This is a genomic window from Rhizobium sp. KNZ2-6A (genome assembly GCF_056755475.1).
On sequence record NZ_JBNDIC010000051.1, the window covers coordinates 1 to 18,165 of the forward strand.

An 18,165-nucleotide genomic window follows, 5' to 3' on the forward strand; every position below is an offset into this window, starting at 1 on the left:
CCGACATCACCCTTGGCGGTCAGATCCGAGCCCGAGATCAGAATGCCGGTATTGGCATTGATCGCGATGTTGCCGCCGGCCGAGAGCTGCGAGGCCTGCTGATCGATACCGGTCGTCTTGGTGTAGCCATCGTCCGTCTTGCGGGCGAGATCGGTCGAGACGATGTTGACCGCACCATCCGTGGCCTTAAGTTTGAGATCGCCACCGGCCTTGGCCGAGGAATCTATGACATTGATGTCGTTGTTGGCCGCAATGGTGAGATTACCACCGGCGTTGACGCGGGCGCCTGTCGCATTCTGCTGACCGCCGTTGTCGACCTTGACGGTGGTGAGATTGACATTGGTGCCGGAAAGCTGGGCATTGCCGCCTGCGGCGATCTTGGTGCCCTGCAAGCTCAGCGTACCGCCCGCGGCGATCTGCAGGTTGCCGCCTGCCGACACGCCGGCATTGGTGTTGACGACATTCTGGCCGCCGATGGTCATCGTCTGCGCGGCGAGCGTGATGCCATTGGTGGCATTGAGGTTCATGTTGCCGCCGGCCAGGAAGGTGCCGCCATTTGCCTTGATCTCGGTGGCATTGATGGTCATGCCATCCGCAGCGGCAATCGCACCGGAATTGTTGACGGAGCCAGCATCGATGTTAACGCTGTTGCCGGCGATGACCGCACCGCCGCCGTTGACCTTCGCCTTGTCAGCGGCCGAGAGATAGACGACCGGCACCAGCACCTGCGCGCCGTCGACGATCTCAGTCTGATAGATCACCATCGACTGGGTCAGCGATGCGGCCTGTTCCGGCGTCAGCGCCTGCCCAAGGGTAAGCCCGTGTGCTTCGGCATAGGCGACGCCATTGTCGAGCAGCGACTTCATCTGGTCGGTGGCATTGTTGCCAGGGATGAAGGACCCAGCTCCAAGACCATCGCCCACCAGCTGCCGCATTTGTTCGTCGACGAGCTGATTGTCGAAATAGGCGTCGCCGAGGAAGGGAACCTTGGTCTCCGGCGTATAGCCGACACGGTCGATGAAATAACTCGAGCCGTAGAACTTCGATACGTCGAGGAAGGCGGCCCGGGTCTCGAACAGGAAGACCTGGCCCGGAACCGTGCCACCGACACCGCCCGATTGCGGTTTGGCAAGCGAGGCGAGTTCCGCGCCGTTGATCTGCAGCACCTGGGCAAGGTTGCCGCTGTTACCGAGAGCAGCGGTGAGCTTGCCCATCAGGCTGTTGGGATTGATCGCAGCGCCGCCGGTTGTCAGGGTGGCCGAGCTGATCGAAGGGCCGCTGGTGAGCGTCACACCGTTGCTGCTGACCGAAGCACCGACTGCTGCCGTCAGGCTGCCGCCGTTGACGGTCGGGCCGCCGGCGATCGTTGTGCCGGTACCAGTCAGTGATGGGCCGTTTGCGACGCTTGCGCCACGATTGGAGGCAACACTGCTCAATGCGGCATTGACATTGAACAAGGCGCCGCCGGCCGTCATGCCATTAAGAGCGGACAGAGGGTCGTTCGATGTCGACGGCGCACTGACGGCCGCGCCGCCGCCCGTCGAACCGAGCGACGTATTGTTGACCGTACCAAAATTGAGGCTGAGGGCACGGGCCGCCTTGAGCGTGCCAGCCGCGCCGCCGACAATCTGCGATCCCGATACGATCGACGTACCATTGGCGATATTGCGGGAAGGATCGGCCGTGCCGTCGGCGTTGTAGGCCGAGCACGCGCTTTGAGCGCTGCAGGTCAGTGTCGTGGTGCGATTGAGGACGACGCCTTCATTCGTGAGCGTCGATCCCTTGAGCGTCGCACTACCGCCGGCCTCGATCCGGCTGTAGGAATTGGTGAGGTTGGTGGCATCCACGGTGAGATTGCCGCCGGCGCGGATCACGGCCTCGGGGCTGAGCGCACTGGTGAAGCGGTCTTCATAAACCGACTGCGATATGTTGGACGTCGGATCCCAAGTGTAGGTCGTGCTTGTGTCCGAGCCGTTGCGGACGACTTCGTCGACAATGAAATAACGCGACGGATTGTTGGGATCGAGGAGGGGATTGCCATTGGCGTCCTTGGGAACGCGAGCCTTGATCCAGTCGAAAATCGGCCGCACTTCCGTCGGGCCACTGCCGCTGACCCAGGTCCAGGCGTGGTAGGAGGTACCGTCGGCAAGCGTTGCGACCGAATACAACAGCGGCTGATAGTCAGAAAACTGTCCCGGATCGACCCCCGCATAAAGCTGAAACATGTTCTGGTCAGTCGATTCCAGATAGGCGAAGGGCTGGCCTGCGACCGCTGGATTGAGCACGAAGGTCCCGACAACGGCACCGGAGGAGACCAGCTGGCCCGTCACCCAGGTCGGCGTCGTCGATCGCCTGTTGGTGAGATTGCTGGTGAGTATCGTCATGTCACCGCCGGACTGAATCAACCCGGACACATTGGTGACTGCCGCACTGCGCTGACCGGCGGTCGCTCCCTGGATCGTCAGCCCGTTATTGGCGACGATAGCACCCTGATCATTGGTCAACGTGCCATCGATAAAGAGGTTGGCATTGTTGCCGGCAAAGACGAGGCCGGACGGACTGTTGTAGAAGTCGCCAGCGACGTTGAAGGTGAGATTGTTGCCGGCGGCAAGCTGGCCGGTATTGCCGAGTGACGGCAGGTTGAGCGTCAGGTCATGCGCGGCAAGCAGGGACGTATTGGCGGTGGTGATGAGACCCGCTGCAGAAATGGCGATGTCGCCAGAGCCGCCGGCATTGGTGACCGTGCTGACGTCAGCGTTGGACAGATCCGCATTACCGGAGAGATTGAGCGACAGGCCGCCAAAGACGAGATTGCTGCCGGAAAGATTGGCCGAGGAGCCGTTGACGATCAGCATACCGCCGCCGGCAATCCGGCTCCCCCTGTTGCCGGAAAGATCGACGGCACCGGTATTGAGCGTCAGATCGCCGCCGACACGGGTAGTGTTGGTATAGGCAATAGTGCCAGGTGCGGTGAGCGTGGCGCTGCCGAGGCTCTGCAGGCTGCTGTAGCTGACGTTCTGCGTTGCCGTGGCGGCAAGATTACCGCCGGAAAGCAGGGAATTGGCACTGATGCTGCCATTGGAGGCGGACAGCGTCATCGCGCCGGTCCGTTGCAGCATAAGGCTGCCGCCGGCCGCGGCATTGGTGGCTGCGAAATCGACGCCGGAGACCAGCGTATCGATCGTCATCGATCGGGCGGATAGATTGGCGCTGCGGCTGGCAAGCGATTGGCCGGTGAGCGTGATCGCATTGCCGGCGGTGATCGTCAGATCGCCATGGGCGACGGCATTGGCGCTGACATTGTTCGCAGCATTGGCTGTGATGCTCCCGGCAGCAAGTAGGCTGTTGAACGAGACGTCTCCGGCCGTAGCTGTGAGCGTCAGATCGCCAGCCTGGCCTAGAATGACATTACCGGCACCCGACTGGTCCATCGCGGCAAAATCGACACCGGCCGCGATGACGTTACCGCTGACGGAAGATCCGATGAATGAGACATTGCCGGCGCCAAGGAGCTGGCCGTTGATCTTAACCGCGCCGGGACTCGTGGACGAACCGATCGTAACCGCGCCGTGGCCTGTGATGTTGCCGCCCGTAAAGCCACTCGACGCCACATTGAGGCTACCTGCGACGATCAACATGTTGGCGGTGGCGCTTCCCGCATTGATATTAAGATCGCCGCTTGTTCCGAGAGCGATAGCGCCGTTCGATGAACGCGCGGTGGTGGCGAAATCGACACCAGTGACCGCCTGATTGATCTGGACGGTCGAACCGGACAGCAAGACGTCGCCGGCACCGAGGAGTTGGCCGGTCACGTTGACACTGCTGTTGCCGGCAAGGATGATGTCGCCATGCCCGGTAACGGCATTGGCCGTGATCGTGGCGCCGCTGGCGTCGATTGTGCCGGCCGACAGCATGGTCTGCGTGGTGATGCCCGCAGAAACGGTGAGATTCATATTGCCGGACGATCCAAGCACGATACCGCCGCCGGCAGCATTGGTGGCAGCGAAATCGACGCCGGAGATCAGCGTTGGCGCGTTGATGTGACCGCCAGTCAGCGTGAGATTGCCAGCGGCAATGATCTGGTTGCTGACATCAACATTGCCGGCAATGCCAGCGTTACCGCTAGCGGTAATCGCGACCTTGCCGTGGCTGGTGACGCTGTCGGCGCTGAGGTTTGCCGCTGTTGCCGTGACATCACCGGCCGAAAGGATCGTTCCGGCCGTGATATTGCCGGAGGCCATCAGGCTGGTATTGCCGGATTGTGCCAGCACGATAGCGCCGCCGGCGGCATTGGTGGCGGCAAAGTCGATGCCGGAGATCAAGGTCGGCGCGCTGATGCTGCCGCCATTGATCGCGAGATCGCCGGCGGCCAGGATCTGATTACTGATATCGACGTTACCGACAACACCGATATTGCCGTGGCTGGTGATGCTACCGGCCTGAAGATTGGCCGTCCTTGCCGTGATATCCCCGGCCGACAGGATCGTGCCGGCCGCGGCATTGCCGGAGGCGGTGAGGTCTGTCGCGCCGGACCCTCCAAGCACGATGTTGCCACCGGCAGCGTTGGTCGCGGCAAAATCGACGCCGGAGACCAGAAGTCCGGTATCGAGGCTGCCGGTGTCGACCGAGAGTGTGCCTGATGACAGCACCTGGCCGCTGACATTGACGCGACCATTTGCCTTGAGGTCGGTGCTCCCATGGCTTGTGATGCTACTTGCCGTGAGATCGGCCGCTTGTGCGGTCAGATTGCCCGCCGACAACAGTGTGCCGATGGTGAGATTACCGCTCGAGGCCAGCGACAGATCGCCACTTGATGTCTGGACGATGTTACCGTTGGCGGCAGCCGTGCTTGCAAAATCGACACCGGAGACGATGGCGCCGGCCGAGATGCTCGGGCCTGAGACGCCGATGTTTCCGCCACCAAGGATCTGGCCGTTGACGGTGGTCGTACCAGCGAGCGTGATATCCTTGTGTCCGGTGACGGTGTCGGCCGTCACGCTGGCGGCGTTGACATCGGTAGCACCGGCGACTTCCACCGTCGATGCAGAGAATCCACCATTGAGCCGGGCGGTCAGGTCCCCGGTGCGACCAAGAACGATATTGCCACCGGCGGCATCGGTGGCGGCGAAGTCGATACCGGCGACGACAGACTGTGCCGACAGGCTTTGACCGGTGAACAGGACATTGCTCGCACCGAGAATCTGGCCGCTTACGGTCGTGGCACCATGGAGCGTTATGTCGCCATGCGCCGTGACTGCATTCGCGTTCACGGCCGCGCCGCTGGCCGAAAGAGCACCGGCAGACAGCAGTGTGCCGGTGTCGATATTGCCGGCGGAGGCAAGTGTCAGATCGCCGCTGCTGGCGAGCATGATATTGCCGTTGGAAGCAGCGGTTCTGGCGAAATCCACACCGGAGACGATGGCACTGGCCTTGATGCTCTGCCCGGAGATATCAATGTTGCCGCCGCCAAGCACCTGATTGGTGATCGCAACGCCACCAGCCGCCGTTCCGGAAAGAGTAATATCCTTGTGAGCGGTGATCGCGTTGGCTGCGATGGTTGCACCGCTGGCATCGACGGTACCGGCGGCCTGCACGGTCGAAGCCACAATGCCACCATTGACCGAGACCTTGAGGTCACCCATCTGGCCGAGCACGATGTTGCCGCCGGCGGCATTGGTGGCGTCGAAATCAATACCGGAAACGAGGGTCTGAGCCGCCAGACTCTGACCGGTGATCGATACATTGCCAGCGCCGAGGATCTGGTTTGTAACGCTGATGGCGCCGCCGAGCGTCATGTCGCCATGCGCAGTCACGCTATCCGCGCGAACGGTCGAACCGGAAGCGCTGAGATCGCCGGCCGACAATAGCGTGCTGGCATTGATATTGCCCGACGAGGCAAGGCTCAGGTCACCGCTGCCGGCAAGCACGATGTTGCCATTGGCGGCAGCAGTCCCTGTGAAATCGACACCGGAGACGACGGTGCCTGCCTGAATGCGCGAGCCAGAGATCGCGACACCGCCACCGCCAAGCACCTGATTGGAAACACTCACGCCACCGGCCGTGCCGGAAAGGGTGATATCCTTATGACCAGTGACCGCATCGGCGCTGATGGACGCGCCGCTGACATCGATGCGACCGGCAGCCTGTACTGTAGGCGCTGTCACAGCGCCATTGACGGATACGCTTAAATCACCGGATTGGCCAAGGACGATATTGCCGCCGGCTGCATTTGTGGCATCGAAGTCGATGCCTGCGACAAGAGTCTGGGCCGACAGGCTCTGGCCGCTGATCAAGATGTTACTGGAGCCGAGAATCTGGCCACTAACGGTGGTGGCACCATTGAGTGTCAGCGCGCCATGCGCGGAGACATTGTCGGCCGTGATCGTTGTGCCGCTGACGTTGAGGTCGCCGGCGGACAGCAGCGTAGCGACTTTGAGCTGATCGGATGCCGTCAATGAAAGATTGCCGGTCCCAGCCGCCGTCGAGCCCGCGACAATCGCAGGTGATTGCGCTGAGAGCACGATGCTGCCGCCTGAGGCATTAGTGGCGGCGATGTCGACGCCGGAGACGATAGCGCCCGCCTGGATGCCGAAGCCGGAAACGCCGACATTGCCGGCACCAAGAATCTGGCCGCTTACATCGATGCGACCGCTGCCGGCCACAGCGCTGGTAGCGCCTGAAAGCGCGATGTCCTTATGGCCGGTGATCGTGTCGGCGGTGATGGTCTGGCCGGTCGCGCTGATCGTACCGGCTGAAAAAATCGTCCCTGCCTTGATGGCGCCGAGGCCATCATTGACAGTTAGATTGCCGCCCGCACCAAGCACGATATTGCCGCCATTAGCTTTGGTCGCGGCAAAGTCGACGCCGGAGGCGAGAAGACCGGCGCTGACGCCATTGGCGTTGCCGTTGATGGTTATATTGCCAGCGCTGAGCAGTTGGTTGGCGACATCAACGCCGCCTGTGATGCCCACGATCCCATGGCTCGTGATGTTATTTGCCTGCAAAAGGGCGGCCTGAGCAGTCAGGTCGCCGGCCGACAGCAGCTTATCGACAACGATATTGCCCGCCGTGGCTGTCAAGCCGAGCGTGCCGGCCGAACCGATAGCGACGCCGCCACTGTTCGCACTCGTGGCCGCAAAGTCGACGCCAGAAGCGATCGCACCAGCCTGAATGGCGGCGCCGGAGATCAGGACGTTGTTCGCAGCAAGAACCTGGCCGCTGACATCAACGCGACCGCCTGTTGTATTGACCGTCAGCGCGCCATGCGAGGTAATGCCGCTCGCATTGAGCGATGCCGCGGTGACTGTCAGATTGTTGGTCGACTGGATGCTTCCAGCCGTGACATTGCCGGCCGCGCCGATGCCGACGCTTCCAGCCGACAACAGATTAGCGGTCGCAATATTGCCGCCGGTGGCCGTCAGGTTGAGATTGCCGGCCGGGCCGAGAACGACATTGCCGCTGGGATCGACACCGGTGGCAGCGATATTGATGCCCGAGACGACCATGCCGGTCGAGATCGAACGGCCTATGGCGCTGACATTGCCTTGCGCCAGCACGTTGCCGGCAACGGCAATATCGAGCCCGGCACTCAACGCGATGGTCTGGTTACTCAGCAGCGAAGCGGCCGAGATCGAACCGGCCGTTGCCGTCAGATTAAGATCACCGGTGCTATTGGCAGCACCGGTGATGGCTATATCGCCGGAGGTGGCAACAAGCGTCGCTGCCCCATTGCCAGCGCTGACGCTGCCGGCTGAGATCCCGCCGCCCGAACTCATCTGCACGGCCGTGCCACTGTTGACGTCACCCGTGACGCTCAAGAGGCCAATGCCGCTTGCAAGCACAATATCGCTATCGGCGGCAACCGACTGCAGGGTGATGCCTTGATCAGCCTGAACAGCAATCTTCCGCTTCGACGTGACCTTGGCCGCCGTCACCTTCTGTTTCGAGGTAATGGTGACGCCATCGCGACCCGAGGCATTGCCGATCGAGATCTTGCCATCGGCCGATAGCGTCAGCTCGCCGGCATTGGCGGCCATGTCGCCGCTCATCTTGACGCCGGCACCCTTCTCGGTGACGACGACCTTGATGCGATCGGCCTGCATGGCGCCGAGTGCCGTGCCGTCGATCGCATATTCCGGCGTGCCTGACGTGGCGGTCAGCGCCGTCGCCTCGCCGGTGGCATAGTTGTATTGGCTGGCGCCGCCTGTCAGCCGGATGGTTTTGCCGTAGACCGGTGCATTGACGTGGATATTGCGGGAGACGACGTCGAACAGGTCGACGGCGCCGGGAGCGGCTGCGAAGTTTCCGTCAGCTCCCTCGAAGGTAACGTCGCCGCCATTGACGGTGAAGCCGGACAGGCTGCCGTCGGCGCCGATATTGGGCACGCCGGTCGTCAGCGTCGCCCGCGGCGTGTTGATGAAGCCGCAGCCGTTGCAGGTAATTCCGTTCGGATTGGCGATTACCACATCGGCCCTGCCGCCGAATACTTCAGTCGGACCGTTGAGCGCGGAGCGATTGCCTGAGGTGACTTCGTTCAGGATGACGGAAGCCGGGCCTGATGTCCTCAGGTTCGGGTTACCAGGGGTGGCGCCGCCGAGGTTCGAGGTGCCGACCTCGCCGTTGAAGTTATTGAGGATGAGACCCGGCGCGCCGACGTTGAAATTGTCGTATTTGTTATGCGACAGGCCCGTGCTGTTCGGCGTGACGATGTCGATCAGCGGCACACCGTTCGGTGCAGCCCCGACGCCTGGCTGGTTAGCTGCAGGCGCCGACCCTGCCGCCGAGACCGACTGCGCATTGGCAATTGCCGGCTCAAGGAAGAGAAGCAAGCTCAGAGTGACGGCAAGCGATTGCCGCCCAAGACGCAGGAGCGGGCTTCGCAGATCAAACGCGACCTCCCTGTCCTTGGCCGCAAGCCGTGATCCAACCAACGCGATCTTCTTGCTCATCACACGCCTTCACTGGTGACTGCGCGGCACACCGAATTTGCCGCAGTTGAACCTAAGCTTGCAGATCGATCGCGACATCCACAACCGCGCGATCAACGCGCTTCCGGCCTATGGCTGAAGCAATCTTTGTGACCGGCATGGGCCGTTCACTCTGAACCCTCTCGGAAGGCCGACGTCAGAGCCGGCCTCCCGCTATTTCTTCGTCAACAACCACGTCTTGACGTTGGCGGTGAACGAGTCGGAAAGGCGCTGAGCCATCACCTCAGGAGAGCCGGAGGTCTGGATCGCATTCACGGCGACTGCGACAATGACGCCATAGCCACTCCCGCGCATGGAAAGGTCTTCACCGTGTATATTCTGCGCCGCTGCAATCAATTCCCCGGTCTTTGCGTTTTCCAGCCGGATCGTCCCGTCGATGCGACTGTCGTGGCCTCCGATGACGCGCGCCTTCTTCGTGCTGACGTCAAAGACGTGCAAAGTGACGACCAGGCGACCCGGGACGGGTCCGCCTGGCAAGCCGACGAGCTGCTTTGTCATTGTGTTCCGCAATACACGGATCGCATCCGCCATCTCTTGTTCCCCAAGCTTTTTATCCGCTTCAGGAAACGCCGTTAGATCAGGGGTCGTCTCGATGCGGATTTCGCGCACGGAGGTCTTTTGCAGAGCAGCCACAAGCCGTGGATCCGTTGTGACGCAGGACGCGAGCAACATCACGAGAACAATGGCGATACCGCCGGAGATATATCGCATCACCTGAGCGCCCAAGCCACCGGTTACAATTATCAAGCGCAAATCCATCTTCATTTCCTTAACCGCCTCTCGTCGCCGGCGCGGTTTTCACGCCGCCGTCAAGCTTCTTGTAGAGGTCACCGAGCTGCGATTTCAGTGCCGGGCACTTTCTCGAGCGGGCGAGGTCGGTCAGCACCTGGTTGCGATTGCGCAAGGCGTCGATCTCGATCTTTTCCGGCGACTTGGGATCCATGAAGAACAGCGCCGGCCAGAACAGAAGAACGCCGGTAGCCCCAAGGATCACGTTCTTCCCCTGCGCCTGCGAACGTTCCTTCACCGTCGTCAGGATCTGGCGTTCATTGGCCGCAAATTCCCGGGATATTCCGCTGCAGTCGGCGCCGCTATCGCCGGCATTGGTCGATGCGATCGGGTGTGCCTCGCGGCCACCGCAGCCAGAAAGGACGAGTGCACAGCAGACAAGCGCGGTCATGGAGAGAGACACCGTGAAGCGTGTCCTATTCTCTTTCTTTCCAATCAAGCTCATGGTTTCCCTCTAAACGTATAATTACCAACGTACGGATGAGCTGACGAAGATCAGCCCTGTATTGTTTTTGTCGACCGTGCCCCCAAGCACATCCGAATAACCCATATCGAAATTGACGTGGCCGCCGGCGAGCTTGGCGCCGACCGTCCAGCCGAGCATGTCGCCACCCTCGATGCGGTAGCGCGCCTGTGAGGCGATCCGCCCATAATCGAGGCCGACATAGGGCCGGAACTCGCCGAAGATCTTGGCGAGGTCGGCATTGTCGGCGAACGGCTGCGTGCGCCAGACGAGATCGTTGCGGATGAAGAAACCGTTATTGCCGTAGAGCATCGTCTCGCGCGTGCCGCGCACGGAGGAATAACCGCCGACCGAGATCTGCTCGGCTCCGAACAGGTTGTCGGGCGAATACTGGCCCGTAATGAGCGAATTGACCTCGAAGCGCTGGTCGGCAAGCTCGAACGGCTTCGTCATGGTGATCGTGCCAGTGAACTTCGAAAAGCGAGGGTCCGCATCCCCTGCCCCGGCATCACCGGGGGCGACCGCATCGAAGAGGTTCAGCCCCTGGCTATAGGAAAGGTCGAAGACCCAGAGGCCGCCCAGCATGCGGCGCGAATGCGAGATGCCAAGATCACCGACGGTATATTTGCGGCTTCCGACCTCTATTTTGTTGCCGAGCAGAAAGTTGTTGGTTTCCTTGTAGGTCAGCCCGCTGTTGAAGGTGGTGATCGAATCCTTGTCGCGGAAAATCACTCGATCGGCACCGATCCCAACCTGCTTGGAATCGCCCGACGTATTGAGCGGCCCGAAATTCCCCGGAACCGTGCTGTCGTATTCGTACCAGGAGCCGTTCGCCGAGAATGTCCAGTAACCGTAGGGCACGCTGACATTGCCGGAATAGCTGTTGCTCTTGCCCAGGCCGTCATCACGCCATGGGTAATCCGGGCCGCTATGCTCGTAAGAAAAGTTCCATTGGTCATTCACGCCGAACAGATTGTCATAGCCGATCGAGGCCGAGGACTTGGAGTATCCCGTCTGCTCTTGACCGAGATTGCTGTTGCCTAAGGAAAGATGCCAGGGATGATCCGGCTTGTTCTCGATATTGAGGATCGAGGTTCCATCCGTCTTTCCCGGCAGCATCGCTGTCTTGGCATTGTTGGAGGTCAGGCGGTTGATCTGGTCGAGACCCTGCTCGATGTTGCGCAGATTGGTGATCGCACCCTTCATGCCGGGAAAGGCCGTGGCGATTACACCGGAATCTGGCGCCGGCTTGCCGTTGATGTAGATGTCGGCAAGCGTGCCTTCGATGGCGACCAGGCGCAGCACCTTCGTCCCGGCAATATCCTGCGCCGGCACGTAGACGCGGGAACTCACGAACCCCTTGTCGAGATAAAGATGCGTGAGATCACGCAGCAGCCCATTGATCTCACCGACACCGACGCAGCGGTTCGCATAAGGCGCTGTGACCTGGTCGATGGCGGCAGCCGAAAACTGCCTTACGCCTTCGACCTCGACATGGGTGATCGCAAAACAGGGGCCGGCCTTCTTGCCCTCAGCAGCCGCAGGCTGCTGAGCCTCCACCGCAGATGGCTTCGGCGTCATCTCGCCGAGGGCCTTCAGGCGCTGCTGCTCGGCCTCCTGCGCCTGCCGGCGTGCGAAATCATCATTGGGCGCCGATGGAATTACTTGCGCCATTGCGGGCGAGATGACAAGAATCGCCGCCAGCAAAGCGCAGGCGGCCAGATCGAGGCCGTACCGAACAGCAGCGGATCGCCGGGCTGACTTCATAAATGCGCCCGTCCGGTCAGTTGGAAGCGGTCTTCTGCAGCGCATCGAGCGCCGCCGACAATCCCTTCAGCGAGAATTTGATGTTGACCTTCTGGCCATTCATCATCTGGACATGGCCGGTGCCATCGGACGCCTTGGTCAGTGCCGCGACCATCTTGGCGTCCAGCTTCTGCTGCGACCAGCAACCGGCCTGGTTGCAGTTGCGATAGGCAAGCTGCACCACCGGCTTCTCGGCCGCATCGATGCCAAGACCTGCAGGAATGTACATGTTGAGCGGCACGAGCGCCGTCAGCACGAGATCGCTTGCCGGCTGCTTTGCCGCCTTCTTGTTCGATGTCACAGGCTCGCCCGTCGCCTTGGCAATTGCCAGCGTCAAAACGTTCACGTCCTGATCGCCCTGCTTGACCGTGGCAATCTGCGCCACTTCACAATGCGTGGCCGTCGAACCATCGGCCGCCTTGCTGTCGATGCAGCGATAGTACCAGTCGTCGAACTTCTGTACCCGCGCCTGTGGGGCTGGCTGTTGTTCGCTTGCAGCGGGAGCGGGACTTTGCGCAGCGCTTGCATTGGAAGGCGGATTTGCGGCTGGCGCGGACTGCTCTTGCGCCATTGCCGAGGATGCAAGGAGTGCACTCGACAAAAACGTAACGAATCTCAGGGTTTTGATGGAAAACGTCTTACTCGTGTGGGGCATTCATAACTTCCCAAAGCCAAAGCCATTCGCTTGCGCAAGGCGTGCCTTGCTCAAGCGGCAAATCGTCAAAATTCATGAGAATGCACCCAATACGCGGCGCGGCCGATCATCGGCTAAGGCGCTACATAGCAGAATTCTAATCCATGCATCAGAAAGTAGTGGGCGGTGCACAATAATTCGCGCACGTTTCTGGGGAGGCGTGTCGATTCCGCAACATTGGCGGTTGCTATTCGCGAAGGCCGTGTGACGTGTAGCCCAACATTTACAACTATAGAATGATTTATTTGCACCGATCGGGATCAATTATAGCGAGCTGTCGCTGAATATCTCTCCGCGCGCAGCGCCAGCCGCCTGTCTTTGACGTCGCATGCCACGGCGACGTCGCTGAAAGCACTCTTTCATCGCCCACCGGCGGTGACGGCAAATAATCGGACCACCGCTCAGATAATCAGCCCCTTCATCGGCAGGACGTGATCGGATCCCGGGAAGACATCGCGCGTCAATACAGCTGGCGAGGCGCCGAGCAGGTCGACGGCGATGCCCTTCACGATGGCGCGAAGATCCGTGGTAGCCGCCAGATCACGCCCGTCGCGCAATTGCGCCTGCTTGAGGCCGGGCCAATCGGCGATCACCCGGCCGCCCTTGATGGCGCCGCCGGCGAGGAATGCGGTCGTTCCGGTGCCATGGTCCGTGCCCTGCGTGCCGTTGACCTGCGCCGTGCGACCGAATTCCGTCGCAACCAGGATGGCGGTATCTTTCCAGGCGGGGCCGAGTTCCTGCTGGAATGCGGCAAAGGAATTGTCGAGCCCGACGAGAAGCTTGCTGAGCCGATCCACCTCGCCGGCATGGGTATCCCATCCTTCGAAGGCCAGTGCCGCGACGCGGGGACCGTCGTCCTGCGCGAGCAGGCGGGCGGCACCTCTCGCCATCTGCTCCATTCCATTGGGATCACCGGGGCCGCCCCTTGCCTTGACGTCGAGGCCGGCGGCAATCTTGCCGGTCGAAATGCCCTCGGCGAGGATTTTCGCGAAAAGCGGATCGGTGTGATTGTAGAGGTCCATCAGCCGCGGCGGCAGGTCGTCGCTGACCGGCTTTAGATTAGACGGCGACCATCCGAGCACCGGCGCCTTGCCGCGAATGACGAGCGGTGCGTTCGCGCCAACGGACAATCCGCGAATCTCCGAAGCTCCCGGTGAAATCTTGTCACCCTTCGGCAGCCCTTCCAGCAGCCGGTTGAGCCAGCCGGAATCGACGCGGCCGGGTATCTCGTAGCCGGACTCCAGCACGTCCTGCCCGTCGAAATGGGAACGATCGCGATAGGGTGTGGCGCTGGCGTGAACGACGGCCGCTTGTCCCGTACGATAGAGCCGATTGAAATTCGGCATTGACGGATGTAGCGCGAAGAAGCTGTCGAGCGGAAGAGCGGCATTGGGACCGCTCGTCGTCATGGCGATCGACTGCCGCAGCGTTTGATAATCGGGATCGCCGACAGGCGGCACGGCCGTCAAACCATCGAGCGCCCCGCGCAGGATGATCGTGACGAAGCGTGGGTCGCGGCCGCCGGCGGCATGGGCGAAGCGTGGGATGAAGGCCCAGGCAAACAAGGCGCCGGAAGCACCGAGCACGGCACGACGGGTGGGGGTCATGAGTTCGCAGGTCATGGTCAGCGCCTTTGAAATTCGGGGGAGAGATAAGCGATCGCCAGACCCTGGTTGCGGGTCTCCGCGCGCGATACGGCCTGCAGCGTTTCATTCGAAAGAAGCGGGCCCAGGCTGTCGGAAACGAAGCGACGCGGATCGATCTGCGGCGGTACAGCGTTTGCGATCATATTGGCGACATCCATGCGCATGCTGAGGCTCTCGCTGGAGGCCCAGACATCGACGGTATCGGCAAAACCGTTCGGGCCGGCGGGTGCCCAGAAGGGCTGGCCCATGGCGGTCAAGGCACCGAGAATGACATTCGGCTTCGGCGTCTCGCCGCTTGCTCGCAGAAGTGCGGTCATGAATTCCAGCGGCGAGCGCACCTTTGACAATGTCGGATTCCAAGCGTCTTCGGAGGCAATCAGCGCCCGATAGACCGCCGAAAGATCGCCATCCGTCTTGCTGAAGGTCGCAGCGACGGCCTGTACGAGCGCCGGCGGCGGCGTATCCGCGACGAAATGCCGGACGAGCTTGGTGGCGATATGCCGCGCCGTCGCCGGATGGCGGGCGAGATCGCGCAACGCCTCCCGCCCCTGCCCGACGCCGTTATCGGCATAGGTGAGACCAAGCAGCGTCTGGTCGCCGGGCTCATGAGCGCCAGCGTTGAAGACGAAGGTGCCGGGTGTCCCAAGCTTGCCCTCGGCGCGCGCCACCGTCCAGCCGGTGATGATCTTGGCAAGCGTCGTCACGTCGGTCTGCGTATAGCCGCCATTGACGCCGAGCGTGTGCAGTTCCAGCGTCTCGCGGGCGAGATTTTCGTTGAGGCCGCGCTTCTTGTTGGCATTGGCCCTGGAGTTCGGCCCGATCGACTGCTGGCTGTCGAGATAGCCGAGCATGGCCGGATGAGTTTCGACGGCGAGCAGCATATCGGCAAAACGACCAAAGACATGTGGTCGGATGGCTTCGCGCTCGAAGGCGCCGGCAACGATATGAACTTCCTCGCTCTTCGAGACGGCAACCGCGAAATGGTTCGCCCAGAACATGGCGAGCCGCTCGCCGAACCCGATCAGCGGCTGCCGGATGGTGCCGTTGAAACGGGCATCGACTTCGGCCAGCAGGATCTGCTGCGGAAGATAAGGCATTGCGGGCTTTTCCAGCTTCTCGACCACCTTGCCGATCGCCGTTGCCATTGCCTGGTTAGCCGCTCGGGCCTGGTTGGCTGGCTGGGTCTGTTTGCTTGACTGGGCGGCCATGGCATCTGACGGCTGTGCTGGCGGCTGTTGCGGCCCCTGTATCGGCTTGTCCGGCTGCGTCGCAGCGGCGGTTGCGGCCTGCTGCCTTGCCTCCTTACGCTGCTCCTGGAATGCATAAAGGGAAACGAGAAGATCGGCCGTGGATTGAAGCTGCTGTCCGACGGGAACGGGCACGAAGCGCTCGGTGATTTCTTCCATCAATGCGCCGCGCGGATCCGAGGCGATCGACGCCGTGCCGTTATGATCTGCCCCTAGCCCAAATCGGGAAAGGGCAAGCGCGGCATAAACATCATTCGATTGCTGAGCCATGTTCCTGCCAACTCCTGCATCAAACACGCTCCTTGAACGCAGGGCTTGTTCCGATCCGTCGCTCGGCAAGTATGATCATTTTGTGGCAGCGGCTCTCGGCGCGCTGCGGCGAATGAGGCTTTCGGCAAGCGCCCGGCGTTCGTCGTAGGAGAGCGTTGCGGCGAAATCGACGGCGCGCTCCTCCAGTTTCGTTCTGAGGCCGATATCGGCATTGCGCGCCCGCGCCAGAGCAGCCAAGAGCGCCTCCTTGTCCAGCGTCGGCTGGCCGAGAATGGAGGCGGCGTCGACCTTGGCTTGCTGGGCCTCGAGAATGGTCTGCCTGCTATCCTTGCGGGCCTCGTTGAGCGCGGCACGCAAAGCTTTCTTCTGCGCCGAAGGCAGCTGCTCGCCGGCAAGGGGCATCATCCCCGCACGCGCCTGCGTCTTGCGGATCCAAGTCAAGCCGCCGCCCGCCAATGCTCCGATCAGGAACGTATTCAATATCAGCAGGGAAACGACCACTATTCTAAAACTGCGATCCGTCATTGGCTGTCCTGCGCTATACCCGCGTCCACTATGCCTGTATCCGGCCCGATATCGCCGAACATGGTCGCGGTTCCGTCGGAGACGACTGAAGTATCGGATGTCAGGCTTGGCGTCAGCACGGCAATGGCGATGCTGCCGGCAAGCGCGCCGGCGATGCCGACGCCGACAAGGCCGATGCCGGCGGAACCGAAGCGGAACCAGTTTCTGATCGTCACACGGCGGGCGACGTTTTTGAGGATCCGGGCTTCCAGATCCGCGCGGCCCGGTCTGACGACATAGGTATCGAGCAGTGCATCCAAATCGGCGGCGCGCGCAAGAATTCCGGCGGCGGCGGGGTCTTTGGCAAGTTCCCGCGCGGCGGCGCGTTCGGCCTGCGGCCACCGGGCGATATCGCCGCCATAGGCAGCGGTCAGTTCCTCAAACCGCCCGGCATTCATCGGACCTGCGATATTCTCAACCATCGCCCTGTTCCTTCAACAAAAGCAGCTGCAATGAGCGCCTTCCACGCGCAAGCAAGCTCTCCAGTGCGTCGACGCTGACGTCCATGATCTCGGCCGCCTCGGCATTCGACAGCGCCTGATAGTAGACCAGAATGATCGCCTCGCGCTGCCGGGGCGCGATCATCTGTATCGCCCGCTCCACACGCTTGGACGGATCGTCCTCACTCATCAGGCCCGCATCCGGCGCTGGCCCTTCATATTCGATGTCGGACGGATGCTCGGAAAGAACATCCTTGCGTCGGCGCAAGCGGTCGTAGCAAAGGTTGATCGCCACGCGATGCACCCAAGTACTGAAGCGGGCATTGCGCTGACGCCAGCTGCCGGCATTCCGCCAGACGCGCAGAAACGTCTCCTGCGCCACATCCTCGGCTTCGCTCGCATCGCCGAGCATGCGGGTTGCCACGGCGATGATGCGTGGCAGCTGCCTTGCCACCATCATACGCATCGCCGGAACGTCACCAGCGGCGATACGGCCAAGCAGATCCTCGTCCGGGTCGCCACTCCTGGGCGCGCGATCCCACTTCATCGACAATCGCCACCGCTCCTGTTTCGTGCGATACCGGCATGGCGCGTCGCCCGGCTCGGGCTTTCGGCAAGAAAGCTCTGCCTGGCCGTCAAATCCGGCAAGCGGCTCCCGTCGGATCGCAGCATCTCGGTCAGCGTATCATCCTTCGACATCAAGCGTGGGTTCGCAAGGATTGAACGGTTTATCTGCCGAATTCCGTCGCTCCCGCATCGAGGATTTTCAGATTTTCCTCCCTTCTCCGGCAAACTATCTATCGAGCGAATATGAAAAGAGCTGGCTCACCCGGACGTGGAGGCACCAACGTCTCCTGTCCGAGTTGCCGGCACTTCGCATGGATTAAATGCGAAAGCTCATGCGCGATCAGAGCGTCAGAAGATCGCTCCTCGTCTGGTCTTGCTCGTTGAATGCATAGAAACTGCCGAAGTCCGGCACCTGCGGCGGCTGCGGCCTCATGGCCTGCTCGAACCGGCTCTGCGTCAAAGATCCGGAACCGGCCGTATCGAGGCTCTTGAACAGCGCCGTTGCCTGATCTTCGCTGACATCGGACGGACGGGCAGCAACAGATTCCGCTCCCGGGCGAGCGAACTCGGCTTCATGCAGCCAATATATCGCCGCCATGGCCACGCATTAGCATCCGCGTATTTTCGACTGTTCACTTCCCAACGCGCGGAAATTGCACGCGGAAACTTGCGCGTGGCTTATAGGCGCTTGA

11 protein-coding genes are annotated in these 18,165 nt (G+C 61.5%); all 11 read right to left on the bottom strand.

Translation table 11 applies throughout. The features are described 5' to 3' along the window. Positions 1-8,948, bottom strand: an 8,948-nt coding sequence (locus tag ACPYOP_RS26780; protein WP_481413291.1) for a two-partner secretion domain-containing protein, incomplete at its 3' end; no start/stop codon positions are given. A 192-nt stretch (positions 8,949-9,140) separates the two neighbouring features. Next, the gene (locus ACPYOP_RS26785) at positions 9,141-9,698 is read right to left on the bottom strand and encodes a hypothetical protein (protein ID WP_481413330.1); all 558 of its coding nucleotides are present in this window, start codon (positions 9,696-9,698) and stop codon (positions 9,141-9,143) included. Between the two features lie 58 nt (positions 9,699-9,756). Beyond that, on the bottom strand, positions 9,757-10,167 hold the full coding sequence (locus tag ACPYOP_RS26790) for a hypothetical protein (RefSeq protein ID WP_481413331.1): 411 nt from the start codon (positions 10,165-10,167) through the stop codon (positions 9,757-9,759). A 75-nt stretch (positions 10,168-10,242) separates the two neighbouring features. Then, positions 10,243-12,006, bottom strand: coding sequence for a ShlB/FhaC/HecB family hemolysin secretion/activation protein (locus ACPYOP_RS26795; RefSeq protein ID WP_481413292.1), 1,764 nt, complete (start codon positions 12,004-12,006; stop codon positions 10,243-10,245). Between the two features lie 16 nt (positions 12,007-12,022). Further along, on the bottom strand, positions 12,023-12,616 hold the full coding sequence (locus ACPYOP_RS26800) for an invasion associated locus B family protein (RefSeq protein WP_481413293.1): 594 nt from the start codon (positions 12,614-12,616) through the stop codon (positions 12,023-12,025). Between the two features lie 524 nt (positions 12,617-13,140). Further along, positions 13,141-14,361, bottom strand: coding sequence for a DUF1501 domain-containing protein (locus ACPYOP_RS26805; protein WP_481413294.1), 1,221 nt, complete (start codon positions 14,359-14,361; stop codon positions 13,141-13,143). Positions 14,362-14,363: 2 nt separating this feature from the next. Further along, positions 14,364-15,902 (bottom strand): DUF1800 domain-containing protein, encoded by a 1,539-nt coding sequence (locus tag ACPYOP_RS26810; protein ID WP_481413295.1) that lies wholly within the window; start codon positions 15,900-15,902, stop codon positions 14,364-14,366. 75 nt (positions 15,903-15,977) lie between these two features. Further along, positions 15,978-16,427, bottom strand: a complete 450-nt coding sequence (locus tag ACPYOP_RS26815; RefSeq protein WP_481413296.1) for a periplasmic heavy metal sensor — start codon at positions 16,425-16,427, stop codon at positions 15,978-15,980. After that, a complete protein-coding gene (locus tag ACPYOP_RS26820) occupies positions 16,424-16,888 on the bottom strand; it encodes a hypothetical protein (RefSeq protein ID WP_481413297.1) in 465 nt (154 codons plus the stop codon). Before ACPYOP_RS26820 ends, ACPYOP_RS26815 begins: the two co-directional genes overlap by 4 nt. After that, positions 16,881-17,570 (bottom strand): RNA polymerase sigma factor, encoded by a 690-nt coding sequence (locus tag ACPYOP_RS26825; protein WP_481413332.1) that lies wholly within the window; start codon positions 17,568-17,570, stop codon positions 16,881-16,883. The genes ACPYOP_RS26820 and ACPYOP_RS26825 overlap by 8 nt, the downstream gene beginning before the upstream one ends. 243 nt (positions 17,571-17,813) lie before the next feature. After that, positions 17,814-18,071 carry a hypothetical protein gene (locus tag ACPYOP_RS26830; protein ID WP_481413298.1) on the bottom strand — a complete coding sequence of 86 codons (258 nt, stop codon included), beginning with the start codon at positions 18,069-18,071 and terminating at the stop codon, positions 17,814-17,816. Positions 18,072-18,165: the final 94 nt, after the last annotated feature.